20 protein-coding genes are annotated in these 23253 nt (G+C 72.8%); 3 read left to right on the forward strand and 17 right to left on the reverse strand.

What is annotated here, in order from left to right; all coding sequences use genetic code 11:
• Positions 1 to 9: 9 nt before the first annotated feature.
• The 16 genes from ABT147_RS06805 to ABT147_RS06880 all read right to left on the reverse strand — a co-directional run bounded on the left by ABT147_RS06805 (position 10) and on the right by ABT147_RS06880 (position 18227).
• A complete protein-coding gene (locus ABT147_RS06805; protein ID WP_351403105.1) occupies positions 10 to 1122 on the reverse strand; it encodes a C45 family autoproteolytic acyltransferase/hydrolase in 1113 nt (370 codons plus the stop codon).
• Between the two features lie 29 nt (positions 1123 to 1151).
• The gene (locus ABT147_RS06810) at positions 1152 to 1730 is read right to left on the reverse strand and encodes a hypothetical protein (protein ID WP_351403106.1); all 579 of its coding nucleotides are present in this window, start codon (positions 1728 to 1730) and stop codon (positions 1152 to 1154) included.
• A 56-nt stretch (positions 1731 to 1786) separates the two neighbouring features.
• Positions 1787 to 3436, reverse strand: coding sequence for an ABC transporter ATP-binding protein (locus ABT147_RS06815; protein ID WP_351403107.1), 1650 nt, complete (start codon positions 3434 to 3436; stop codon positions 1787 to 1789).
• Positions 3433 to 4281, reverse strand: a complete 849-nt coding sequence (locus ABT147_RS06820) for an ABC transporter permease (RefSeq protein WP_351403108.1) — start codon at positions 4279 to 4281, stop codon at positions 3433 to 3435. The genes ABT147_RS06815 and ABT147_RS06820 overlap by 4 nt, the downstream gene beginning before the upstream one ends.
• Positions 4278 to 5237 (reverse strand): ABC transporter permease, encoded by a 960-nt coding sequence (locus tag ABT147_RS06825; protein WP_351403109.1) that lies wholly within the window; start codon positions 5235 to 5237, stop codon positions 4278 to 4280. The genes ABT147_RS06820 and ABT147_RS06825 overlap by 4 nt, the downstream gene beginning before the upstream one ends.
• The gene (locus tag ABT147_RS06830; RefSeq protein WP_351403110.1) at positions 5234 to 6832 is read right to left on the reverse strand and encodes an ABC transporter substrate-binding protein; all 1599 of its coding nucleotides are present in this window, start codon (positions 6830 to 6832) and stop codon (positions 5234 to 5236) included. Before ABT147_RS06830 ends, ABT147_RS06825 begins: the two co-directional genes overlap by 4 nt.
• 31 nt (positions 6833 to 6863) lie before the next feature.
• Positions 6864 to 7655, reverse strand: coding sequence for a class I SAM-dependent DNA methyltransferase (locus tag ABT147_RS06835; RefSeq protein WP_351403111.1), 792 nt, complete (start codon positions 7653 to 7655; stop codon positions 6864 to 6866).
• The gene (locus ABT147_RS06840) at positions 7652 to 8926 is read right to left on the reverse strand and encodes an MFS transporter (protein ID WP_351403112.1); all 1275 of its coding nucleotides are present in this window, start codon (positions 8924 to 8926) and stop codon (positions 7652 to 7654) included. Before ABT147_RS06840 ends, ABT147_RS06835 begins: the two co-directional genes overlap by 4 nt.
• The gene (locus ABT147_RS06845) at positions 8910 to 10076 is read right to left on the reverse strand and encodes a dipeptide epimerase (protein WP_351403113.1); all 1167 of its coding nucleotides are present in this window, start codon (positions 10074 to 10076) and stop codon (positions 8910 to 8912) included. Before ABT147_RS06845 ends, ABT147_RS06840 begins: the two co-directional genes overlap by 17 nt.
• Positions 10073 to 11182 (reverse strand): PLP-dependent cysteine synthase family protein, encoded by a 1110-nt coding sequence (locus ABT147_RS06850; RefSeq protein WP_351403114.1) that lies wholly within the window; start codon positions 11180 to 11182, stop codon positions 10073 to 10075. Before ABT147_RS06850 ends, ABT147_RS06845 begins: the two co-directional genes overlap by 4 nt.
• Positions 11179 to 12132, reverse strand: coding sequence for a Rossmann-like domain-containing protein (locus ABT147_RS06855; protein WP_351403115.1), 954 nt, complete (start codon positions 12130 to 12132; stop codon positions 11179 to 11181). The genes ABT147_RS06850 and ABT147_RS06855 overlap by 4 nt, the downstream gene beginning before the upstream one ends.
• A complete protein-coding gene (locus ABT147_RS06860; RefSeq protein WP_351403116.1) occupies positions 12129 to 13385 on the reverse strand; it encodes an ATP-grasp domain-containing protein in 1257 nt (418 codons plus the stop codon). The genes ABT147_RS06855 and ABT147_RS06860 overlap by 4 nt, the downstream gene beginning before the upstream one ends.
• Positions 13386 to 13515: 130 nt before the next feature.
• Positions 13516 to 14079, reverse strand: a complete 564-nt coding sequence (locus ABT147_RS06865) for a GNAT family N-acetyltransferase (protein ID WP_351403118.1) — start codon at positions 14077 to 14079, stop codon at positions 13516 to 13518.
• 70 nt (positions 14080 to 14149) lie between these two features.
• Positions 14150 to 15397: a vWA domain-containing protein gene (locus ABT147_RS06870; RefSeq protein WP_351403119.1), complete on the reverse strand. Its 1248-nt coding sequence runs from the start codon at positions 15395 to 15397 to the stop codon at positions 14150 to 14152.
• Positions 15394 to 16668: an AAA family ATPase gene (locus tag ABT147_RS06875; protein WP_351403120.1), complete on the reverse strand. Its 1275-nt coding sequence runs from the start codon at positions 16666 to 16668 to the stop codon at positions 15394 to 15396. Before ABT147_RS06875 ends, ABT147_RS06870 begins: the two co-directional genes overlap by 4 nt.
• Positions 16669 to 16760: 92 nt before the next feature.
• Positions 16761 to 18227 carry a hypothetical protein gene (locus ABT147_RS06880; RefSeq protein WP_351403121.1) on the reverse strand — a complete coding sequence of 489 codons (1467 nt, stop codon included), beginning with the start codon at positions 18225 to 18227 and terminating at the stop codon, positions 16761 to 16763.
• A 174-nt stretch (positions 18228 to 18401) separates the two neighbouring features.
• Between ABT147_RS06880 and ABT147_RS06885 the strand changes: the two genes are divergently transcribed.
• The 3 genes from ABT147_RS06885 (at position 18402) to ABT147_RS06895 (ending at position 22519) form a co-directional block, all read left to right on the forward strand.
• Complete coding sequence (locus tag ABT147_RS06885) at positions 18402 to 19187, forward strand: cyclase family protein (RefSeq protein ID WP_351403122.1); 786 nt, start codon at positions 18402 to 18404, stop codon at positions 19185 to 19187.
• On the forward strand, positions 19184 to 20839 hold the full coding sequence (locus tag ABT147_RS06890; RefSeq protein ID WP_351403123.1) for a thiamine pyrophosphate-binding protein: 1656 nt from the start codon (positions 19184 to 19186) through the stop codon (positions 20837 to 20839). Before ABT147_RS06885 ends, ABT147_RS06890 begins: the two co-directional genes overlap by 4 nt.
• A 198-nt stretch (positions 20840 to 21037) precedes the next feature.
• Positions 21038 to 22519, forward strand: coding sequence for an MFS transporter (locus ABT147_RS06895; protein ID WP_351403124.1), 1482 nt, complete (start codon positions 21038 to 21040; stop codon positions 22517 to 22519).
• Positions 22520 to 22642: 123 nt separating this feature from the next.
• On the opposite strand, the gene ABT147_RS06900 is transcribed toward ABT147_RS06895, so the two are convergent.
• Positions 22643 to 23206: a TetR/AcrR family transcriptional regulator gene (locus tag ABT147_RS06900; RefSeq protein ID WP_351403125.1), complete on the reverse strand. Its 564-nt coding sequence runs from the start codon at positions 23204 to 23206 to the stop codon at positions 22643 to 22645.
• Positions 23207 to 23253: the final 47 nt, after the last annotated feature.

Raw genomic sequence — 23253 nt, forward strand, 5'->3', positions numbered from 1 at the left:
TGGCCCGACCTACGCCCCGGGCGCGATGCCCCGCACGAAGTCGGACAGCGGCAGTTCGGCGGTGTCGCCCCGGGTGCCGCGTACGAGGACGCGGTCGGCGGTCAGATCGGCCACCGCCGTGCACAGGGTCATCAGCGGGTCGCCGCCGGTGGCCGTGCGATGGACCCCGTGCGGGAGAGGAGCGCCGGTGAGGGCGTTCAGGAACCAGGCGCCCGAAGGCTCCGGGCCGTCGGCGCTCAGCGACTCCAGCGCGCGGCCCCGGGCGAGGCTCTCCTCGTGGCGGCCGAGGGAGTCGGCGGACGAGCCGGCGTCCGCCGTGTCCAGGGCGTCGGGCAGGTGGCGCAGATGGTTCGTGTGCCAGTGCAGCGGCTCGGCGGGCATCGCCTCGACGAGGGCGGTCCGGCCGCCCGCCGTCTCCGCGACCACGACCCGGCCGGTCGCGCACTCCCCGAGCGCGTAGGAGAAGCCACCCGCGCCGGGACGTGTGCGCAGATGCTCCAACGCGGCGTCCAGCGTCGGGGCCTGCTGCATGGCGCGGGCGACGAAGTGACGTCCGGCGCCGCCGGGCACCGGACGGGCGACCTGGAGGTGGTTGATGCCCCAGACGAGGCCATGACCGGTGGCCGTGAAGGCGTTCGCGGGCAGGAAACCCGGATACCACTGGACCGTCACCGGCGCGAGCCCGTCGAGCACGAGGGTGAGCAGCATCAGCCGTCCGTCGAGCGCGGGCGCGCCGTCCTCGTTGTGCGCGACGAAGGAGTGCTCGCCCCGCCAGATCAGGTCCGAGCAGCCGGTTCCGTCGCCGGTGCCCAGATCGCCCCGGAGATTGGCCAGGAGCAGATCGTCGAAGGCGACCCCCGCGCCCTCCGCCAGGGCCTCCAACTCCGCCCATTCCAGCGGATGTTGCTCACGCGTGGCCCGCACGACCCGGTCGAGCCGGGCGGCGCCCTCCGCCGTACCGATCCGGCGGCGCAGCGCCTCCCGCTCCGGCATCCCCTCCTCGACGGCCCGGACGTCCGCCCGCGCGGTCTCGCCGAGCGCCCGGAACGCGTCCCGCCGGGGCCCCGACACCACGAGCCAGCGCAGCCCGGCCAGCCGCTGCTCCCGTACGACGACACCCATCCGCCACGCCTCCCCGCGCACCAGGGCACTCAGGCGCGGGGGAAGAACTCCAGCACCGCCGTGCCGCCTTCGAGGGACTTTACGCGGAACCCGAGTCCGTTGAGGCCGCCGGTTCCGCCCTCACCGATCGAGGAGCTGAGGAAGGTGCCCGCCCCCGAGGACCGGAGCACCACGGTGTCGTCGGTGACCTTCGTGACCCGCAGATCGCCGACACCGAACCGGCTGTCGACCTTGATGGACAGGGGCTTGGACACGGCGATCTCGCAGCGGCCGTCGAAGCAGGCGCCGACATCGGTGCCGTCGGCCGCCTCGGATCCACCGTCGCGGTCGTCGCGGTCGTCGCGGTCGCCATCGCCCTTGGGACTGTCGCTGTCGCCGTCATCGGTTTCGGTGGCGGAGGTCGTGGGGGAGGTCGGCCGTTCCGCCTCCGGCGGCGGTGTGCCCGTACCGTCGCCCCCGCCCGTCGCGGACGGTGTGCGGGTCGTGGACGACGGCTCCGTCCCCTCCCCGGAGCCGTCGTCCTGACCGCCGCCCCCGCCGCAGCCGGTGAGTACCACCGCCAGGGTCGCCGCCACCGCGAAGCCGAACCGGCCCTTGCCCGTGCCCATATGACGACCCTTCACTTCACTTCGACCCGTAACTCGTCCTCACTCGTCCTCTTAAACTACGAGCGTTCGGCGAAGTTACTGCGGGTGGCGACGAGCGATGTCGTGAAGGTGTGCCGTGGGGTGGTGAGGAGCTGCCGGGCGGGCCCCTGTTCGACGATCTCGCCCGCGTCCATGACCGCGATGCGGTGGGCGACGGCGGCGGTCTCCAGGTCGTGGGTGATCAGGATCAGGGCCGGTCGGGTGCGCCCCGGCCCTGCGTCCGTCTCGGCGTCGTGGCTGTCGCTGTCGCCGTCGTCGAGCAGGCCCGTGAGGACGTCGAGGATGCCGCGTCGGGTGACCGTGTCGAGGCCTGAGGTGATCTCGTCGCAGATCAGGACGCGGGGGTGGGCGAGGAGGGCGCGGGCCAGGGCGGCACGCTGGAGTTCGCCGCCGGAGAGCTGGGCGGGGCGCCGGCGTACCAGTTCCGGTGGGAGGCCGAGGCGTGTCAGGGTGGTCAGCGCCTCGGCCTCGGCGGTACCGGTGTCCACGCCGCGCAGCCGGACCGCCGTGCGGGCGACCTGGCACAGGATCGGGCGGTGCTCGTCGAAGGCGGCGCGGGCGTCCTGGAAGACGTACTGCACCGCCGCCAACTGCCCCCGGCCACGGTCGCGCAGGCTGCGCGGCAGGGGAGTGCCGTCGAGGAGGATCACGCCGTCGTGGTCGCGGTGGAGACCGGCGAGACAGCGGGCGAGGGTGGTCTTGCCGCTGCCCGAGCGGCCGACGACGGCCAGCAACTCCCCGGCGCGCAGGGCGAGTTCGGGTACGCGTACGGTGATCGGCGTGTGGCGGGAGCCGTCCCGGTGGCGGGCCGTGAGGTCGCGGACGCGCAGCACGGCCGCCGAGCCGACCGGGTCGGCGGCCTCGTCCCCGGGCTTCTCCTCCACCTCCGCACTGGTCAACAACGGCTGTGCGGCGAGGAGTTGGCGGGTCCACTCGTGCCGGGGTGCCGACCACACCCGCTGTGTGGGGCCCGACTCCACGACCCGCCCCGCTCGCATCACATGAACCTCGTCGGCGAGCGCGTGGACGACGTCGAGGTCGTGGCTGAGCAGGACGACCGCGATGCCGCGCGCCGCGACCGCCGCCAGCTGCTCCACGATGAGGCTCTTGGTCAACGCGTCCTGGCCGGTGGTGGGTTCGTCGGCGACGACGACCCGGGCGCCGAGCAGGAGGGCCTGTGCGAGGACGACGCGTTGCTGCTGGCCGCCGGAGAGCTGGTGCGGGTAGCGGCGCAACAAGGGTTCGGCGTCGGGCAGTTGGGCATCGGAGAGGGCGCGCAGCACGCGTTCCCGGGCCGCTGCCCGGCGTGCGGCGCGAGGCAGGTGGCCCACCTGCGTGCGGGCGATGTCGGTCAGCAGGGCGCTGATCCTGCGGGCCGGGTTGAGCACGGCCGCCGGATGCTGGGGCACGTACCCGACGAGGCCGTCAGCCGCCACCCGGACGTCGCCGGTGACACGGGCGCCCGCCGGGAACTCGCCGAGCAGCGCCAGCCCGGTGGTCGTCTTCCCGCTCCCCGAGGCGCCCACCAGCGCGATGACGCCGCCGGGCGGCACGCGCAGGCTCACCCCGTCGACGATCGCCCGGCCGCCCACCTCGACCCGTAGGTCCGTGATCTCGGCCAGGGCTGCCGAGTCGGTCCGGCCGGTCTCGTGGTCGTACCGCTTCACGAGCGTCGTTCCTTCCGTGCCCGGCGGTCGCCGGGCTTCTCCAGCGCGGCGTCGAAGAGGAGATTGGTCCCCGTGGTCAGCGCGACGATCAGCAGGGCGGGGACGACCACGGCCCACGGCTGTACGAACAGCCCCGTACGGTTGCGGTCGACCATCACCGCCCAGTCGGCGGCGTCCGGGGCCACCCCGACACCGAGGAACGCGGCCGTGGCGACCAGATACAGCACCCCGGTCAGCCGGGTGCCGGCGTCGGCGCCGAGGGTGCGCAGAATGGTGCGGCCGACATGGCCGACGGCCGTGTGCCACCAGCTCTCGCCCTGGAGGCGTAGTGCCTCGACGACCGGCCGGGCGGCGGCCTCCGTGGCGGCGGCACGCACCAGGCGGGCCGCGTCCGGCACATTGACCAGCGCCACGAGGAGCGCGACACCCACGGCTCCGGGCGTGAACACGGAGGCGACCAGCAGGATCAGCAGCAGCGACGGGACCGCGATCAGCACGTCCAAGGGCCGCATCAGCAACTCCTCCAGCCAGCGCCGGTGCGTCAGCGCGGCGAGCAGACCGACCGGCAGCGCGATCAGATAGGCGAGGGCCCCGGCGCCGAGCGCGGTCAGCACGACCGGCCGGCCGCCGTGCAGCACCTGCCGCCACACGTCCCGGCCCACGAAGTCCGTGCCGAGCCAGTGCCCGTCGCCGAGCGTGAAGGACGCGGCCCGCGCCCCCGGCTCCCCCGCGAACACCGGTCCCAGGAGGGCGAGGAGGAGAGGTACGGCGATGACCGCGACGCCGAGCGCGAAGCGGCCGGTACGCCGTCCCGGGCCGATGCCGCCGGTGCCGGTGGCTGTCACGCGGCCACCCCCGCCCGGGGTGCCAGCCGCCGCGCGACCACGTCCGCGCCCAGGTTGAGCACGACGGTCAGCACGCCGAAGACGACGGCGAGGCCCTGGACGACGGGGACATCGCGTTCGGCGACGGCGTTGAGGAGGACGGTACCGAGTCCGGGGATCACGAAGAGGGCCTCCACGACGATGACGCCGCACAGCAACCAGTCGACGGTGCGGGCGAGTTGCTGGGCTGCGGGGGCGAGGGCGTTCGGGAGGGCGTGGGCGTAGCGGACACGGGCGCCGGGGACGCCGTACCGGTGGGCGTGGGCGACGTACGGGGAGGCGAGGGCGTCGACCATGCCGGCGCGGACCAGCCGGACCAGGGAGCAGACCGGCCGGGAGAGCAGGACGAGGACGGGGAGGACGAGCGCGGCCGGGTGGGCGAGGAGGTCGGTGCCGTAGCCGACGGCGGTCGGCGGCAGCCAGCCCAGCTTCAGCGCGAACACGGTCACCAGCAGCACCCCGAGGGCGAACTCGGGAACCGCGTACACGGCCAGCGTCAGGGAGCTGACCAGCCGGTCGACGAGTCCGCCCTCGTGCCGGGCGGCCAGTACGCCGAGGCCGAAGCCGATCGGCACGAGCAGGGCCACGGTGAGCGCGGCCAGCAGCAGGGTCGGGCCGAAGCCGTCGGCGATGTACCCGGCGACCGGGCGGCCGGAGGTCAGCGAGGTCCCGAAGTCGCCGTGCGGCAGGCCGAGCGCCCAGTCGGCCAGCCGCTCGTGCACCGGCCGGTCGAGGTGCATCGCCTCGCGGATGGCGGCGATGCGCGCCGGGTCCGGCTGGTCGCCGGCCAGGGCCACCGCCGCGTCGCCCGGCAGCGCCTCGGTGAGCGCGAAGACCAGCAGCACGACGGCCACGGTCTGCGCGGCACCGAGGAGGAGCCGCCGGGCGACGAAGGAGCGAAGGCTGCCTCCACTCACGCGAGCCACACCTTGTCAAAGCGCGCCCAGTCGAGCGTGTTGGCGGGCGCCTTGACCTCAACTCCCTTCACTGTCTTGGCCGTTCCGATGATCCAGTCGGCGAATCCCCAGATCAGGAAGCCGCCCTCGGCGTACAGCCTGCGCTGCATCCGCTCGTACACGGCGGCCCGCTCGGTCTTGTCGCGGGTGGACTGCGCCTGCTGGTACAGCGCGTCGAAGTCCTTGTGTCGCCACTTGGTGGCGTTGGTGGTGGAGTCGGTGAGCAGCCGCTGCGAGAGGTGCGCCTCGATGGGCATGGCGCCGGAGCGGTAGCAGGCGAGGGTGCCGGAGTCGAGGATGTCGCTCCAGTACGAGTCCTTGCTGCCCATCTTCACATCGATCGTGACGCCCGCCTTCGCGGCCTGGTCGCGGAAGATGCTGGCCGCCTCGGTGAACCCGGCGGCCACGGCCGAGGTGTCCAGCGTGACCTTCAGCTTCTCGGCGCCGGCCTGCTTCAGCAGGGCCCGGGCCCGGTCGAGGTCCTGCTCGCGCTGCGGGAGGTCGGCGGCGTAGTACTCGTATCCCTTGCCGAACAGGTCGTTGCCGACCACGCCCGCCCCGGACAGTGCCCCGTCGACGAGTTCCTGACGGTCGGCGATCAGGAAGAAGGCCTCCCGCACCCGCTTGTCGTCGAAGGGCGCCCGGTCCGTCTTCATGCAGAAGGCCTGCATGGCGCTGTTGCGGAGCCGGACGATCTCGATCTGCCCCTTGCCCTCATGGGCGCGGGCGGTGGTGGGGTTCAGCTCGTGCGCGTACTCGACCTGGCCGCCGAGGAGCGCGTTGACACGGGCCGACTCCTCGTTGGCGACGACGAATTCGAGCTCGTCGAGGTGTGCGGCGCCCTCCCAGTAGGCGTCGTAGCGGCGGAGGACCGCCGAGCGGCCGGGGGAGAAGGACACGAATCGGAAGGGGCCGGAGCCGATCGGCTTCGTGTCGAAGTCGGTGGCGTTCTTCCCCGTGGCCGCCCCCGCGTTCTCCGGCACGATGTACGCGCCGAACGCGGCCAGCACATTGGGGAATTCGGCGGTCGGCCGCTTCAGCACGAACTCGATGGCCCGCTCACCGGTGGCCCGGCTCGCGTCGAGGTCGATGGGTTCCAGGGACGCCTTCGCGCGGAACGCCTTCTCGGGGTCGGCGATCCGGCGGTAGCTGTACAGCACGTCCTTCGCGGTGACCGGGCTGCCGTCGTGGAAGGTCGCCTCGCGCAGGGTGACCTGCCAGCGGTCCAGGGCCTTGTTCGGCTCCCACTTCGCGGCGAGACGCGGCTGCGCGGACAGGTCGGCCCCGTAGTCGGCGAGCTTGTCGAACAGCGCCTTGGCTCTCGCGACGTCGGCGAACAGACTGGCCAGATGCGGGTCGAGGGTCTCACTGGCGCCGCCGCCCGCGAACGCGGCCCGCAGCCGCCCGCCCCGCTTGGGTGTGCCGTCGTCGTCGCTCGCCTCGGAATCGGTACCGTCTGAGCCGCACGCCGTCAGGGCGAACGCGCCGAGCGTGGCGGCACCCGTGGCGGCGAGGAAACCGCGTCGGCGCAGACCGGGGAAGAGTTCTTCGTGCATGAGGGTTCCTTGCGTGGATGGGGATGAGGGATCAGCGGGCGGAGGTGAGGCGTGCGACGAGGTGCAGCCGGTCCGCGTCCGTCGAGCGACCGGGCAACTGCCCGTCCTGCCACGGCGGTTCGGTGCGCGGGCCCGGACCGTCGTGCAGTTCGAGCACCTCGAAGCCGTGCGCGGCCAGAGCGCGGCGCAGCTCCTGCGGGAACAACAGCCGCCAGGCGGACCGCTGTTCGGCGGGCGCCGCGCCGTCGTCGGAGGTCCAGACGCGGGTACGGCGCAGCAGTTGGGCGGTGCGGTCCACGGTGAGCGTGGTGGTGGACCGGTAGGCCGTGCCCTGCCAGGTGAAGGCGTTCACGGCCGGGGTGTCGAGCAGATCCGTACGGCCCAGGAAGTAGGCGCCGTTGCGCATCTCCGCGACCAGCAGCCCGCCGGGGGCGAGCGCCTGGCGGCAGGAGGCGAGGAAGCCGTCGAGCTGGGGGTCGGTGTGGCAGTACAGCAGGGAGCTGTCCAGGCAGACGACCGCGTCGAAGGCCGCCCGTCCCAGGTCGAAGCCGTGCAGATCGGCCTGTACGTAGACGGGACCGGGGTGCCGGGCCCGGGCGTGGGCGAGCATCGGCTCGGAGAGGTCGGCGCCGGTCACCGTACGGCCGGCGGCGTGCAGATGGGCGGCGTCGCGCCCGGTTCCGCAGCCCATGTCCAGGACCCGTGGTCCGGCCCGGTGGCGCCGCAGACAGTCCTCGGCCCAGCGTCCGGCCAGCCGCCCGGGATCGGGGAAGCGGGCCTCGTACAGCTCGGGGTTGTCGGTGAGGAGGTTGCCGTCCGTCATGAGCCGCTCCTCCCGGCAGCCGAAGCGGTGGAAGGGGCGGGGACGGCGGGCGCGGGGCTCGCGGGCAACGCCCCCAGCCGGTGCAGCCAGGCCACTCCGCTCGCCGAGACCAGCCCGAACAGGGCGCAGCACACCCAGGGCAGCCAGGCGTGGCCGCCACGCTCCCCGGCGTCCATGGCCCAGCCGACGAAGGTGTTGCCGGCGGCCGCCGCGATGCCCGAGACGACGTAGAAGATCCCGAAGTAGGTGCCGGTCAGCTCGGGGCGTCCGAAGCGGGGGATCAGCTCCATCACGAACGGGGAGGCGATCATCAGGCCGAGGTAGAGGAGCAGCGCGCCGAGCAGAACGGGTACGGCGGCGAGCCACCCGGAGGCGCCGAATCCGATCCCGAGGGCCGGTGGCAGGAACGCCAGACCTGTGACGGCGAGTCCGACACCGATCCAACGGGCCCTGTCGCCACGTGACTTGAGCGCTTTGGTGATGCGCAGCTGCAGCGCGAGGTTGGCGAGCGTGCCGACGAGGAAGACGAGACCGGCGGCGCCGTCCCAGCCGGTGGCCTCCCGTGCCCCGGCCGGCAGCAGCAGATACAGCTGGTTCTCCAGGGTGAACATGCCGACCATGGCGAGCGCGAACGCCAGGAAGGCCCGGTTGCCGAGCACCTCCCGCCAGTCCCCGAGGACACCGCCGCCGCTCGGCTCCACCTTCCGGGCGGGCAGGACGAGGGCCTGCGCGACGGTGAGGACCGCGAAGATCCCGGCGGCGGTCAGCGCGGAGGTACGGAAGTCCACGAGCAGGAGCACACTGCCCAGCAGTGGCCCGATCAGCGCCCCCGTCGTCGCGAAGACGTTGAACAGCGCGAACGCCTCCGCCTTGCGCTCCCCGGCCTCCTGCGACAGATAGGCCCGCACCGCCGGGTTGAACAGCGCTCCGGCGAGCCCGCTGAGCACCGACGCGGCCAGCAGTACGGCCAGCCCGTCGCCGAGCGCGAACAGCCCGAACCCGACGGTCCGCAACGCACACCCGGCGATGATGACGCCCCGGGCGCCGAGCCGGTCCGAGGCGGAGCCGCCGATGATGAACAGGCCCTGCTGGCTGAGGTTCCGCACGCCCAGGACGATGCCGACGACGGCCGCCGACATGCCCAGGTTCTCGGTGAGGTGGGTGGCGAGGTAGGGGATCAGGAGGTAGAAGCCGATGTTGACGCCGAGCTGATTGACCAGGAGGAGTCGGACGGCGAACGGGAAGCGGCGTATCTCATGCCACGTCTGCACGGCGTATCTCCTCCGTTCCGGTGCGCGTTGCGTGGCTTGTTCCGGTGCTTGTTCCGACGGTTGTTTCGACGCGTGCTTCGGCGACCGCTCCAGTGGCCGTTCCGGAGGCCGCGCGGGGGTGAACTCCCAGCCCCGGCAGGTCGGTTGTGCGGACGAACCCGTCGGTGCCCCCGATGCCGGTCCACGGGTCGTGGGCGAGCAGGAGATGGCCGTCGAGGTCCACCCAGCGGGCCCGGTCGGCGAGGTGGACGGCGGGCGCGAGGCCGAGGCTGCTGGCGGTGAGGCAGCCGAGCATCAGCTCGGTGCCGCTGCCCTCGATCGACTCGGCGATGCGGAGGGCCGCGTGGACGCCCCCGCACTTGGCGAGCTTGACGTTGACCCCGTGCACGCGCCCCGCCAGCCGCCGGACGTCCTCCAGGCCGACCGCGTCCTCGTCGGCGATCACGGGCAGCGGCGAACGCTCGGCGAGGGCGGCCAGCGCCTCCGGATCACCTGGTGCGAGGGGCTGCTCCACGGCCTCCACGCCCAGCTCCGCGAAGCGCGGCAGCAGGGCGCCCGCCTGGGCCACCGTCCACGCGCCGTTGGGGTCGAGGAGCAGCCGGACCCGGGGCGCGGCGTCCCGGACGACCCGGACGCGCTCGATGTCCTCCTCCGGGTCCGGCGCCCCGGCCTTGACCTTGACGACCTCGAAGCCGCTCGCGGCGAGGCGGCGCGCCTCGGCCCCGGCACGCATCGGCGAGGTGATGCCGATGGTCCGGGCGGTGGCCGCCACCGGAGCGGACGGCGCGCCCAGCAGACGGTGCACGGGGCTGCCCGCCCGCTTGCCGACGAGATCGAGGAGCGCGGCGCCGACGGCGGCCGTCACGGCGGGAGGAGTCTCCGGGGAACCGGCCGGCTCACCACTCCGCAGGGCCTCCAGCGCGCTCTCCGGATCCCGGAACCGTACGAGGTCGGTGGCGACGTCAGCGAAGAGCCGCTCCAGGGTGTCGGCGTCGAGGCCGTAGTAGACGCTGGTGACGGCCTCGCCGTGACCGGTGAGCCCGTCGTGCTCGACGGTCAGCCACACCGCGTCCCGCGCGGACATGGTGGAGCGGGAGATGCGCAACGGCTCGGTGAGTTCGAGGCGTACGGTGCGCTGGGTGACCTTCACGGGCTCTCTTCCGGACGGGGGACCTCATGGGGGACCGGGGGGACCTTGAGCGGGTCGGTGACCCTGCCGCAGCGGACCCAGCCGACGGCCTCGGCCGCCCCGGGGTGGGGGATCTCGACGGGCCGGACGGCGGCGGAGGCGGGGTCGATGCCGTGGGCGGTGGCGAAGTCGTCGTCGTAGACGCTGCCGAGGTAGCGGTGCGGGCCGTCCGGGAAGACGGTGGCGACGACGGCGCCCGGGTGGACACGGGCCGCCCAGGCGGCGACGACCGCGACCGCGCCGGTGCTCCAGCCGCCGCTGACGAAGCTGCCCCGGGCGAGACGACGGCAGCTGTCGACGGCCTCCGCAGGGCCGACCCAGTGCACCTCGTCGAAGGCGTCGTAGGCCACGTTGCGCGGATGGATACTGCTGCCCAGACCGCGCATCAGTCTCGGCCGGGCGGGCTGGCCGAAGATCGTCGAGCCGGTGGAGTCGACGCCGATGAGCCGCAGCGCGGGCCAGTGCCGCCGCAGCGGGCCGATGATGCCCGCGCTGTGGCCGCCGGTGCCGACGCTGCACACCAGGATGTCCAAGTGGTCCAGCTGGACGGCGAGTTCGGCGGCGAGGGAGGCGTAACCCGCGGTGTTGTCGGGGTTGTTGTACTGGTCGGGCCAGTACGCCCCCGGCAGCACGGCGAGCAGTTCCCGCAACCGTGCGAGGCGTGCCGCCTGCCAGCCGCCCCGGGGTGCCGGGCGGTCCACCAGCTCCAGCCGTACGCCGTGGGAGCGCAGCAACTGCCGCATGGACGGCTCCAGTTCACTGTCGCCGACCAGGACGACAGGGTGGCCGAGGGCCTGTCCGGCGAAGGCCAGTCCGATGCCCAGGGTGCCGGATGTCGACTCCACCACCGGTGCGCCGGGCCGCAGTTCACCGCGCTCGCGGGCACCCAGCAGCATGGACACGGCAGCCCGCGCCTTCATCCCGCCGGCCGCGAGCCCCTCCAGCTTGGCCCAGAACCCCGGCTGCGGACCGGGCAGATCGGCGGTGATGCGCGCCAGCGGCGTCCGCCCGACGAGCGACAGCAGCTCCGGGCGGGCGACGGAACGGAGAACGGTCGACGAGGTCATCGGCCGTCACCCGATCCTGGACAGGCAACCGGGCCGGAAACCGGGCAAGAAACCGGGCCGGCATCCGCCCCGCCGACTTCGTCCGCCCCGTCCGCTCCCTCAGCCCAGTCCGCTCCCTCGGCTCCGTCCCGACGGTAGCGGTGCAGCGTGCCCGGCCCCGCGTCCAGCCAGAAGAAGGGATACGGCTCCGCGCACACCGCGCTCACCCCGTGCCCGAGGAACCGGGGCAGCACCGCACTGCCCGTCTGGGCGAACATCACCAACTGCTTGCCGGACGACAGCGCGTGCCGCCGCAGGGTCTCGAAGCTGCCGTTGCCCAAGGTCATCCCGGAGACCAGCAGCGCGTCACAGCGGTCGGCCGCGCCGAGCGCGTCGGTGACGATCTCCTCGCCCCACTCCGTGACCCCGCCCTTGAGGTCGCACGGCACATAGCGCAGCCCGCGTGAACGCAGCGCCTCCAGAAGGGAGTTGACGACCCCGACCACGAGCACGGTCGCTCCCGCCGGCAGATCGAGCAGCTCGACGACGGCCCGGGCCCGGGCCCGCGACTTGTCCAGCGACGTACCGGCCGGCAGCGGGAACGGCCGCGCCCCGTTCTCCGGTGTGTGCGGGCCGACATGCATCAGATAGGCGTCCAGCGCGGCCACCCGCACCGGAAGCAGCGGATGTTCCAGGAGCCGGGCGACGTCGGCGCCGACACAGTCGTCGATCGCCGCGTCCGGCAGCGCACCGGGTTCGACCGCGCAGGACCCCACGGCCCCGGCGAGACGCAGACTGAGCACCTCGTTGCGGTAGCCGGTGCCCCGCCCGTCGTGCCGCACGGCCTGCCGGGTCACGAACGCCACGGCGATGCGCAGCGTCCGTGGATCCGGGCCGAGCCGACCGGCACGGGCACCCTCCACCAGCTCCTCGTACGTGACCGCGCGGGCCACCGGGACGACGGCGGTCACCGGATCACCAGCGTGGAGCGCAACTCGCCCAACAGCGCCTCGACCCGGCCGCGCGCACCTGGTCCGTCGGGGTCGCCCACCATGACATGGCCGAGATACTCGTTGTTGCTGCCGGCCGACTTGACCTGCCGTCCCGGTTCGGCGAGCTGGACCTCCAACACATTTGTGGCGTCGGCGAGTTGCCCGCCGTCCAGCGCTTCGAGGGTGCCCGAGGTCTCCGGTACGAGGAAGCCGACGGCGGCGCTGCGCAGCCCGGTCTCCCGGCGCCGCAGATCGGGTGCGCGGCCGAGGGCCACCTCCACGGCGGCCGCGGCGAGGTCGATGCCGGTGACATGGCGGATCAGCTCGGTGATGCGGTTCCCGGCGGGCCGGGGGTTCACCTCGACCACGCGGGGACCGGCCGGGGTCAGCTTGATCTCGGTGTGCGCGACGACGCCGTCGGTGAGCCCGAGCGCCTTGAGCGCGCCCAGCGCGGTCTGTTCGGCGGCCTCCGCGTCGGCGGAGCTGAGGGCGGCGGGGAACATGTGCCCGGTCTCGATGAACGCGGGTGCCCCGCCGATGCTCTTGTCGGTGACACCCACGACCTGCACGGCCCCCGCGTGCGACACGGTCTCGACGCTCACCTCGGGACCGGTCAGCAGCTCTTCGAGGAGGACGGCCGGCACCCGCCGCTGCCCGCGCGCGTTCAGCGGAAAGTCGGCCAACTGTCGTACGGCGGCGGCGAGTTCGGTCTCGTTGTCCACGCGCCGTACGTACATGCCCGCGCACAGGTCGACGGGTTTCACGACCAGCGGATAGCCGATCTCCCGCGCGGCCCGGGCGAGGTCGGCCCACTCCTCGTGGAGGGCGAAACGGGGTCCGGGCACGTCGGCGTCGGCGAGGACACGGCGGGTGGCGTCCTTGCGGCAGGCGTTGGCCACGGCCTCCGGGCCCGGCCCGGGGAGCCCGAGGTGTCCGGCGATCCGGGCCACCGTCGGCAGGTAGTAGTCGCAGGACGAGATCACCCCGTCGAAGCCGAACACCGTGTGCAGGCGGTCGACCTCCGGCAGGAGGGTGTCGAGGTCGTTGGTGTCGGCCGTGACCACGTTCCGTGCGCCGAGCAGTGGATGGGCCGTGCCCTCGGGCGCCGAGCGCAGATAGTGGTGCAGGTCGCGGGTGAGGAACGTGAACTCGTGACCGCCTTCCCGGATGGCCCGTGGCAGCAGCCTGCTCATCGATCCGACCCAGCTCTCGACCACCAACAGATGAGCCACAGCTCCCCTTTTCGTGCGGTGCGTTCAGGCATCAGGGCAGCCCGACGACACCTCGAAGAGGAGGAGGCGCCCGGCTTGACATGCTCACCTTATCGATAATCGTTTTCATTGTCATGGGGAGATTGTGGCGTCAGAGTTCGCCGAACGGGTGCCGCTCGGCGAACTCCGGGGCGGTCATCCCGAACAGCACCAGGTCGTGATGGCGCCCGGCGAAGAACTCGTGGTCGCGCTGCCGTCCCTCCTCGACGAAGCCGAGCCCGCGGTGCAGGGCGAGCGACGCCTCGTTGTAGGCGAAGACACCCGTCTCGCACTTGTGATAGCGCCGCTCGCCGAACATGAAGCGCAACAGCAGCACGATCGCCTCGGACGCGTACCCGCGCCGCTGATGGTCCCCGCTGATCCCGATGCCGTAGGAGAACCTGCCGGCGCGCGGAACGGTGTGGTGGGTCGACAGGGCACCGACCGTTTCGCCGTCGTCCAGCGACTCGATCGCCAGCCGGAAGATGTCGTCGTCCGGCGGGGCGACGGCCTGCTCCGCCGCCCACACCCGATACCCCTCGGCGGAACGCGGCGGATGGAGCGCGTCCACCGACCGCTGGTGCTCCGTGAACCCGTCCATCCGCATGAACGCCCGCCAGTCCTCGGGCTCGATGCCGCGCAGCCGTACCCGCTTGCCCGTCCAGAATGAGGTCATCTGCCCATGCCAGCAGGCCTTTTGACATGCCGTCCACCGATTTCGGGCGGAGGTCGTTGCCCTCGGGGGCTCATCCGATCTCGACCACACGGGCCCAGTCGGGCGGAGAATCCGGTACGTAGTCGGGGTCCTCCTCGTCCCACGAGTTCCGTTGGTGATGCCGGGGAAACAGGCCGACCACCGTCCGGCACGGTGGCCGGGAGGCGGGCCAGCGGGTCTGTCCGTCGGTGAGGACCACGATGACGTCGGGCTTGGGGTGGCTGCGGAGTGCCTTGGTGAAGCCGGCGCGCAGGTTCGTACCGCCGCCGCCCAGCAGGGGGATGCCCTCGGCCTTGCACAGCGGGTGGGCGATCCGGGCCGCCGCGTCGCACGGCACGACGGTGACCAGGTCACGGCGACCGCCCACGGCGCGGGAGATCGCCGCGACCTCCAGGAGCGCGCTGCCCAGTTCCGTGTCACTCACCGACCCGGAGGTGTCGATGATCACGGAGACATGGGGCGGCCGTCGCCGCAGACTCGGCAGCACGGTTCCCGGCACGCTCGCCGAGCGCCGCGAGGGCCGGCCGTAGGTGTAGTCCTCGCCCGCGCCGGGCGCCGAGGCCGCCGACCGGACGGCCGCACCCAGCAACTCCCGCCATGCCTGCGGCGGATGGAACGCCTCCTCCGCCCACCGCTGCCAGCCCGCCGACGCGGACCCCGGACGGCCGGTGATGCCCTGCGCCACCCGGAACCGGACCGCGTCCCGTTCCTGCGCGCTCAGGCCGTGCGCCCCGTCCGGCCCCAGCTCCCAGCCCCGTTCCAGCCCGTCGGCGCCACTGCCGCAGTCCAGCCACGCCCACTCGCCTGTCTGCGCCCCCAGTTGGAAATGGCGCAGATAGTCCTCCATCAACTGCCCCTCGGGCAGCTTCAGGAGCGCCGGAACGACGACCCCCTCGGGTGTGGCCAGCCCGTCGCCGAACACGTCGTCGTTGATCTCGCAGTCGGCGGCGATGTTCATCCGCAGCCGCTCCCCGGGACCGGTCAGCCCGTGCTTCTCGGCGAACCGGTCGCTGCGCCCGTGATGGTCGCGCAGCAGATGCGACACCTCGTGCACCCACACCCCGGCCAGCTCCTCCACCGGCGTACGCTCCACGAACCTCGGGGAGACGTAGCACCGCCAGTGCCGGTCCACACCCATGGTGGGCACCTGCCGGGACTCGACGGTGTGCAGCGCGAACAGCGCCGTCGCCAGATAGGGCCGGGCCCGCGCCGCCTGCAGCCGGGCGGTGTAGAGCTTGTCGAGGTCGAGGGCCTGGACCTCTGTCGTGCCGGTGCTCATCGGCGGGCCCTCGTCCCCGTCTTGGCACGGGCCGCCGCCTGGTCGGCCCGCCTCGACAGGGTCACCACTCCGGCGAGGTTCTCGATCGCCGCCGGAACGTCCCAGTCGTCGCGGCGCAGCGCGGCGAGGGTCGTCGCGGGGACGACCACCAGATCCGGGGCCCCCGTCTCCAACGCGCCGACCAGCAGTGCCCACGCCGCGTCCCAGCGGGACTTCTCCGGGCGCGCCCGGACGGCAGCCACCACGGCGTCGAGCACGGCCTGCCGCAGATCCCCGCGCTGGGGCAGTTCGGCCGCCGCCGGGTCGGCGAGCAGCACCTCCGGATCCGGGAGGTCCAGCCGGTCCAGGCTCGCCAGCAACTCCAGCCCCGGACCATCGCCCACCGTGCCCCTGACCAGCAGCGACAGCACCTCGCGTGACACATCGGACGCGGTCGCGAAGGCGATCAGACGCAACGTCATCTCCCAGCTCCGGGGAGAGGGCCACGGCCCGCCCCGGCGGGTCTCGCTGGTGGGCAGCTGATGCACGAGCTTGGGACGTGCGGCCAGCAGCGCGCACACCGCACGGCGGGCGAAGTCCACGGCCTCCGACAGCCGCTCCGGCGCGAGCCGCGGCAGGGTGGCCCGGGGCCAGGTCCCCCCGAGACCCCGTACGACCACCTCGTGGTCGTGCGTCCACTGCAGGTGCACGAACCGGTTGGCCAGCGGCGGGCTCAGCTCCCAGCCGTCGGCCGCCGAGGACCTCGGGTTGGCGGCGGCCACGATCCGTACGCCGGGCGGCAGTTGGAGGGTGCCGATCCTGCGCTCCAGCACCAGCCGCAGCAGCGCGGCCTGTACGGCGGGCGGAGCCGTCGACAGCTCGTCCAGGAACAGCAGGCCCCGGCCGGCCCGCACCAGCCGTACCGCCCAGTCCGGCGGAGCCATCGGCACGCCCTGCTCGGCGGGGTCGTCGCCCACGATCGGCAGCCCCGAGAAGTCGGACGGCTCGTGCACACTGGCGATCACCGTCGTCAGCGGAAGGTCCAGGGCGGTCGCGAGCTGCGTCAGCGCCGCCGTCTTGCCGATCCCCGGCTCGCCCCACAGCAGGACGGGCAGGTCGGCGGCGACGGCCAGGGTCAGCGCCTCCAGCTGGGTGTCGGGGCGCGGTTCGGTGGTCGTGGTGCGCAGCAGGCTCAACAGGTCGCCCGCTACGGCGAGTTGGGAGAACTGGTCGGCATCGGGGTCGGTGTCGGCGTAGGTGGTGGGCAGGGCGAACTGGGTGCGTGTGGGCATGTCTGATCACCTCGGGGTGTAGTGGGCTGAACTGAACGTGAGTGGTGAGCGGGCGGGGACCCGGATCCTGGATCCCGGGTCCCTGGTCGCCGTCAGAAGAAGGTCGCGACGCGGGGGCGTCGGTGCCGGGGAGGCCGGCGGCCGACATTGGCGCGGACCCGGCCGCGGGTGGGGTCGGTGAGGCCGGCCCGGTACAGGCCGTAGGCGATCCGCCGTTGCGCGGCCACCTCCAGCTCGTCCCGCAGAGCGCCGTCGCGCAGCACCGCCTCGGGACCGAGCAGCCCCTCGACGACGGCCAGCGCACCGGCGATGTCCCCGTGGTCCAGGCGTTCGCGCACACCGGAGAGACAGTCCGGGCGACGGTGTGCCTCGTCGATGGCCCGCAGGCAGGGGAGGGGCGTACCGGTCAGCTCGACCAGCAGTTCCTCGCGCCGGATCTCGGCGGGGTCATGGTCCAGTGCGACCAGGACGCCGTCGACCAGGCCGATCCGGTGCCGCTCTCCCCGGCACTCCACGATCCGCGGTCGCCCCGCCCGGTCCGGCGCCTCGGCCGGACCCGACGGCACGTGGTCCGGCACCAGCGCCGACACGACCAGCGGATGCAGTCGTCCGACGTCGATGGCACCGGCCCGGATCAGCGCCAGATCGGGTGGCACCCAGGTCGCGGCGTCGGGCAGGACGGGCAGCGAGGTGGCGGCGCCGTCGTCGCCGGTCATGGCCGTGATCCGGAGAGAGGCCGACCCGTTGCCGAGTTCCGCATGGGCGTTCGCGTCCAGGTCCAGGAGGAGTCGGCGTCGGGCGCCGCATCGTACGAGGACGGTACCGGTGGACCGCCCCTCGGCGCGCAGCACGATCGCCGCCTCGTCCGCCCACCGTTCGACGGCACAACCGAGCTCCGAGGCCGCCGCCGCGTCCTCCGACCCGGCGTCCTCCGACCCCGGCCGGTCCGATTGCGGTTCGTCCCACCCCGGTTCGTCCCATCCCGGCGGCCACGGTCCCGGCGGCAGGTCCGCTCCGGAGCGGACCCGCAGCTCATCCGCCCTGCGCGCGTCCCACAGATGACGGTGCAGATCGAGCCGGTAGCGACGGCTGGGGCGTGGATGGGGATGGCCGCGGGCGCCGTCCTTGGAGCGGGACCCGTCCCACAGCGCGAGCCCGATGCGCTGCCCGGCGTCCGCCCAGGCGGGCGGGGTCCGGGCCACGAGGTGCACGGGATGCGGATCGGCGGGCCCCGCCGCGTGGTAGCGGGCCAGGGTGATGGTCAGGCCCGGACGCAGCAGTCCGTCGGGTGCGATCCTCGGCATGTGCCAGCGCAGCAGGTCGGGCGCCAAATGCCGTAGATCCGACCGGACTCGGGCCGCCAGCTTCTTGCCGTGCCTGTTCGCCAGGGAACGCAGGTCGAGATCGATGTCGATGCCCGCGGCGGCGCATGCCCCCGCCCAGTCGCCGACGGCTCGGCGGGCGGTCGCGGTCTCGATCATGGAGGGTGGCACGGCGAACTCGCGCACGCGCGACCAGTAGGTGAGCCGGGAGTCCCCGTTCGCGACATGAGTGAGCATCAGCACTCACCTTGCGCGGACGGGACCCCCATTCTGCCGAGGGAATGAGTAGTCATCGCGGTGACCGTAGCGCCATCCGTGCCGGTCCCGCACCCTGTTTTCGACCTGGTGCGCGGGCGCACCCGCTGACACCCTGGAACAACCCGCCGCATCCGCTGGTCCCAGGAGGCCGCCATGACCCAGCCGTCCGTCCTCGCAGCCCTGGTGTCCGGGATGCGCAGCGGCGCGATCGAGGTCGTGGACCTCACCTCGCCGCTGTCGTCGCAGACGCCGGTGATCCAGCTGCCTCCCGGGTTCGGCCAGACCCAGGTGTTCGAACTGGAGGAGATCAGCCACTACGACGACCGGGGCCCGGCCTGGTACTGGAACAACTTCCGCAGCGGTGAGCACACCGGCACCCACTTCGACGCACCCGTCCACTGGGTCTCCGGGAAGGAACTCGACGACGTGGCGTCCGTACCGGCCCGCCGCCTGATCGCCCCCGCGGCCGTACTGGACTTCACCGCCCACGCCGCGAAGGACCCCGACTTCCTCGTCGAGATCGACCACATCAAGGCCTGGGAGAGCGACAACGGCCCCCTGCCCGACGGGGGTTGGCTGTTCCTGCGGACCGGCTGGGACGCCCGCGCCCACTCCCAGGAGACGTTCCTCAACGCCGACGAAGGCGGCCCGCACACCCCCGGCCTGTCGCCGGACTGCGCCCGCTGGGTGGCCGAGGAGACACCGGTGATCGGCCTCGGCGTGGAGACGGTCGGCACCGACGCCGGACGCGCGCACTCCTTCGACCCGGCGTTCCCCTGCCACTCCTACTTCCTCGGCAACGACAAGTACGGCCTGACCCAGCTCCGCAACCTGGCCGCACTGCCCCCGACCGGCGCCGTCGTCATCGCCGGGCCGCTGCCCATCGTCGCGGGATCCGGGGCGCCCGCGCGGGTCCTGGCCCTGGTGGAGCGCTCATGAAGGTCGCCGAGGCCGTGGGCCGGGCCCTCCACGCGTCCGGCGTCGACCATGTCTTCGGCGTGGTCGGCTCCGGCAACTTCCATCTGACCAACGCCCTGGTGGCGGCCGGAGCCCGCTTCGTCGCCGCACGCCACGAGGGCGGCGCGGCGACCATGGCCGACGCCTACGCCCGCACCACCGGCACCGTCGCCGCGCTCAGCGTCCACCAGGGCCCCGGCCTGACCAACGCCGTCACCGGCATCGCCGAGGCCGCCAAGAGCCGCACCCCGCTGCTCGTCCTGGCCGCCGAGGTGACCCAGCCGCACTCCAACTTCCGTATCGACCAAGAGGCGTTGGCGCGAGCCGTGGGCGCGGTCACCGCCCGTGTGACGTCGGCGGAGACCGCGGTGGAGGAGGCCTGCGAGGCCGTACGACGCGCCCTGCACGACCGGCGGACGGTCCTCCTCAACCTGCCCCTGGAGGTGCAGGCCCTGGAGGTCCCCGAAGCCGGCCTGCCGTCCTCCATCGCCCCGCCACCCGCACGGGAGGCCACCGTACCGGACCCGGCCCAAGTCGCGGCGCTGGCAAGGGAGTTGGGGAAGTCCAGGCGTCCCGTGTTCGTGGCGGGCCGGGGCGCGCGCACCCCCGGCGCCCGGGACGCGCTCACCGCCCTCGCCGACCGGCACGGCGCCCTCCTCGCCACCTCGGCGGTCGCCCACGGCCTCTTCCACGACAACCCCTGGTCCCTCGGCATCTCCGGCGGCTTCGCCTCACCCCTCACCACCGAACTGATCCGGGGCGCCGACCTGATCGTCGGCTGGGGCTGCGCCCTGACCATGTGGACGACGCGCCACGGCACCCTGATCGGCCCCGACACGACCGTCGTCCAGGTCGACGACGACCCGTCCGCGCCCGGCACCCACCGGCCCGTCGACCTGGGCGTCATCGGGGACGTGGAACTGACGGCCCTGCGCGCCCTCGCCGAAGACGGTGCCGGCACCCCGGCGCACCCGCGGGGCTACCGCACCGCCGACACCGAGGCCGCCCTCGCCGCCAGCGTACGGTGGCGGGACGTGCCGTACGACGACGAGGGCGACCGGGAGCGGATCGACCCGCGCACCCTGAGCATCGCCCTCGACGACCTCCTGCCCGCCGAGCGCGTGATCGGCGTGGACTCCGGCAACTTCATGGGCCACCCCAGCGCCTATCTGTCGGTCCCCGACCACCAGGGCTTCTGCTTCACCCAGGCCTTCCAGTCCATCGGCCTCGGCCTCGCCACCACCGTCGGCGCGGCCCTCGCCCGGCCCGACCGGCTGCCGGTGGCGGCCCTCGGCGACGGCGGCGCCCTGATGAGCGCCGTCGAACTCGACACCGTGCGACGCCTCGGCCTGCCCATGGTGGTGGTCGTCTACAACGACGAGGCCTACGGAGCGGAGGTCCATCACTTCGGCCCCGCCGGGCACCCCCTCGACACGGTCACCTTCCCGCCGACCGACCTCGCCGCCCTGGCCCGCGGTTACGGTTTCGAGGCGGTCACCGTACGCACCGTCGCCGACCTGAAACCCGTCGAGGACTGGCTCACCGGCCCCCGCGCGTCGCCCCTGCTGATCGACGCCAAGGTGACCCGCGACCACGGTTCCTGGTGGCTGGAGGAGGCGTTCCGGGGGCACTGACCGGGTCACCGGCCGGGGCCGGGCGGCACCGGCGCTCAAGTGGTGACCGTCAGGGCACCGGCGTACGGTCGAACAGTGACCGCAGCGGTGGACGGAACCGTTCATCGAACTCTGCCCTTGCGAATCGCCATGAGCAACCCGCAGCCCTCTTCCCCAGCGCGCACCACCACCCGGGAAACAGGTGGTGGCGGGAGTGCGATGGCGCTGTTCGTCATCGCGTCGTGTCAGTTGATGGTGGTGCTGGACATCACCATCGTGAACATCGCGCTGCCGGACATCCAGCGTTCGCTGGACTTCTCCACGACGAGCCTGGCCTGGGTCGTCAACGCGTACACCCTGACCTTCGGCGGCCTGTTGCTGCTGGGCGGGCGGGCCGGTGACATCCTCGGCCGGCGGCGGGTCTTCATCTTCGGTGTGCTGCTCTTCGTCCTGGCCTCGCTCCTCGGCGGTCTCGCCCAGAACGCCGGCCAACTCCTCGCCGCCCGCGCCCTCCAGGGCGTCGGCGGCGCCATCGCGTCCCCGACCTCCCTCGCGCTGATCAGTACGACGTTCCGTGAAGGACCGGAACGCAACCGGGCGTTCGGGGTGTTCGCGGCGGTCTCGGCGGGCGGCGGCGCGATCGGACTGCTCGCGGGCGGTGTCCTCGTGGAGTGGCTGAACTGGCGGTGGGTGCTCTTCGTCAACGTGCCGATCGGACTGCTGATCGTGCTGGCGACCCCTCGCTGGATCAAGGAGTCCGAACGCCACCCCGGGCACTTCGACATCACCGGCGCGCTGACCTCCACCCTGGGCATGGTGCTCCTGGTGTACGGCTTCATCCGGGCCGCGCAGGAGGGCTGGCGGGACGGGCTGACGCTGGCCTCGTTCGCCGGGGCCGTCGTCTTCCTCGCCCTGTTCATCCTGGTCGAGAGGCGTTCGAAGCAGCCGATCACCCCGCTGCACATGTTCCGTGACCGGAACCGCGCGGGCACGTACGGGATCATGCTGTGCCTCGCCGCCGCGATCTTCGGCATGTTCTTCTTCCTGACGCTCTTCGTGCAGAACGTGCTGGACTTCAGCCCGTTGCAGGCCGGGCTCGCCTTCCTGCCGGTCAGCGCGGTCATCGCGGTCGGCGCCGGACTGGCCTCGAAGTTCCTGCCCACCTACGGGCCCAAACCGTTCATGGTGGTGGGCGCGATCCTGTCCGCGATCGGGCTCGCCTGGCTGACCCTGACCGACGTCCACTCCACCTACGCCGGAAGCGTCCTCGGCCCGATGCTCGTCTTCAGCCTCGGCATGGGCATGGAGTTCGTCGCGCTGACCCTGATGGCGCTGTCGAACGTCCCCACCCCCGAGACCGGCGCGGCCTCCGGGCTCCTCAACGCCACCCAGCAGGTGGGCGGTTCGCTCGGCCTCTCCATCCTCGTCACGATGTACGGCACGGCCAGCACCAACGAGGCCGAGGACCAGGTCCCGGACTTCCTGTCCCAGGCGACCCCGGCCCAGCGCCTGGAGTTCGAACGGACCGGGCAGCTCCCGCCGCCCTGGTCCCACGAGGTCCTCACCGCGGGCGTCTCGGCCGCCTTCGTCATGGCCGCGATCTTCACCGTCATCGCCGCCCTGATCGCCGCACTCGCCATCCAGGTCCGGCCCTCCGACCTGGAGCGCCTGAAGGGCGGCGTCGGGCCGGGCCCCGGCTAGCGCTCCCCTCACCCGAACCCGCCATCGTTGTCACCCGCGCGACAGGACCGTCGCGCGAGTGGCTTGATGTGTCCGTGGCAGAGGGGGGCGGCGACCTTCGGCAGGGGCTGCGCCCCCTGCCTCTCAGGCCCGCAGGCCGTCCATGACGAGGTCGAGGAGACGGGTGGCGCGGGGCTGCCAGTCCTGCCGGGGGTCGATCTGCCAGAGGCCGGCGATCGCGAGGAAGAAGTCGTCCGCGGTGACTCCGGGGCGGACCGTTCCGGCCTCCTCGCCCGCGCGCAGCAGGAGTTCGGCGGCTTCGGACACGGGGGTGTGCTCCGGCTTGTCGGGGCTGCCGGGACCGCAGGTCGCCTGGCGGATCGCGTCCGCGAGGCCCGCCTTGGTCATGGCGAACCGGGCGAGACGGTCCATCCACTCGCGCAGCGCCCGGTCCGGCTCACGGTCGGCGAGCAACTCGGCGGCGGAGTCGGCGACCTGCCGCATCTCGTGCCGGTAGACCTCCAGGACGAGGGCCTCCCGGGTGGGGAAGTGACGGTAGAACGTGCCTTGTCCGACGCACGCCTTCCTGGCGATCCGGCTCAAAGGCGTGTCCGCGGAGCGCGTCAGCTCGACCAGAGCCACCGCCAGGATGCGCTCACGGTTCCGCTGCGCGTCCGAGCGCAGAGAGGCGCCCTTCTTCTGCCACACGCGGCCTCCTCACGGGTCCCTGGCCGAAACCCGCACTTGTTAAAGCG

The organism is Streptomyces sp. NPDC001868, from assembly GCF_040297125.1.
In the GTDB taxonomy this organism is placed as follows: Bacteria; Actinomycetota; Actinomycetes; order Streptomycetales; family Streptomycetaceae; genus Streptomyces.

What these genes read in the sequence shown, in the direction of transcription:
- ABT147_RS06885 (WP_351403122.1), top strand. Translation starts at nt 18,402, where the DNA reads ATGACCCAGCCGTCCGTCCTCGCAGCCCTGGTGTCCGGGATGCGCAGC.
- ABT147_RS06810 (WP_351403106.1), bottom strand. Translation starts at nt 1,730, where the DNA reads ATGGGCACGGGCAAGGGCCGGTTCGGCTTCGCGGTGGCGGCGACCCTG.
- ABT147_RS06865 (WP_351403118.1), bottom strand. Translation starts at nt 14,079, where the DNA reads ATGACCTCATTCTGGACGGGCAAGCGGGTACGGCTGCGCGGCATCGAG.
- ABT147_RS06805 (WP_351403105.1), bottom strand. Translation starts at nt 1,122, where the DNA reads ATGGGTGTCGTCGTACGGGAGCAGCGGCTGGCCGGGCTGCGCTGGCTC.
- ABT147_RS06880 (WP_351403121.1), bottom strand. Translation starts at nt 18,227, where the DNA reads ATGCTCACTCATGTCGCGAACGGGGACTCCCGGCTCACCTACTGGTCG.
- ABT147_RS06875 (WP_351403120.1), bottom strand. Translation starts at nt 16,668, where the DNA reads ATGCCCACACGCACCCAGTTCGCCCTGCCCACCACCTACGCCGACACC.
- ABT147_RS06830 (WP_351403110.1), bottom strand. Translation starts at nt 6,832, where the DNA reads ATGCACGAAGAACTCTTCCCCGGTCTGCGCCGACGCGGTTTCCTCGCC.
- ABT147_RS06895 (WP_351403124.1), top strand. Translation starts at nt 21,038, where the DNA reads ATGGCGCTGTTCGTCATCGCGTCGTGTCAGTTGATGGTGGTGCTGGAC.
- ABT147_RS06890 (WP_351403123.1), top strand. Translation starts at nt 19,184, where the DNA reads ATGAAGGTCGCCGAGGCCGTGGGCCGGGCCCTCCACGCGTCCGGCGTC.
- ABT147_RS06850 (WP_351403114.1), bottom strand. Translation starts at nt 11,182, where the DNA reads ATGACCTCGTCGACCGTTCTCCGTTCCGTCGCCCGCCCGGAGCTGCTG.
- ABT147_RS06870 (WP_351403119.1), bottom strand. Translation starts at nt 15,397, where the DNA reads ATGAGCACCGGCACGACAGAGGTCCAGGCCCTCGACCTCGACAAGCTC.
- ABT147_RS06835 (WP_351403111.1), bottom strand. Translation starts at nt 7,655, where the DNA reads ATGACGGACGGCAACCTCCTCACCGACAACCCCGAGCTGTACGAGGCC.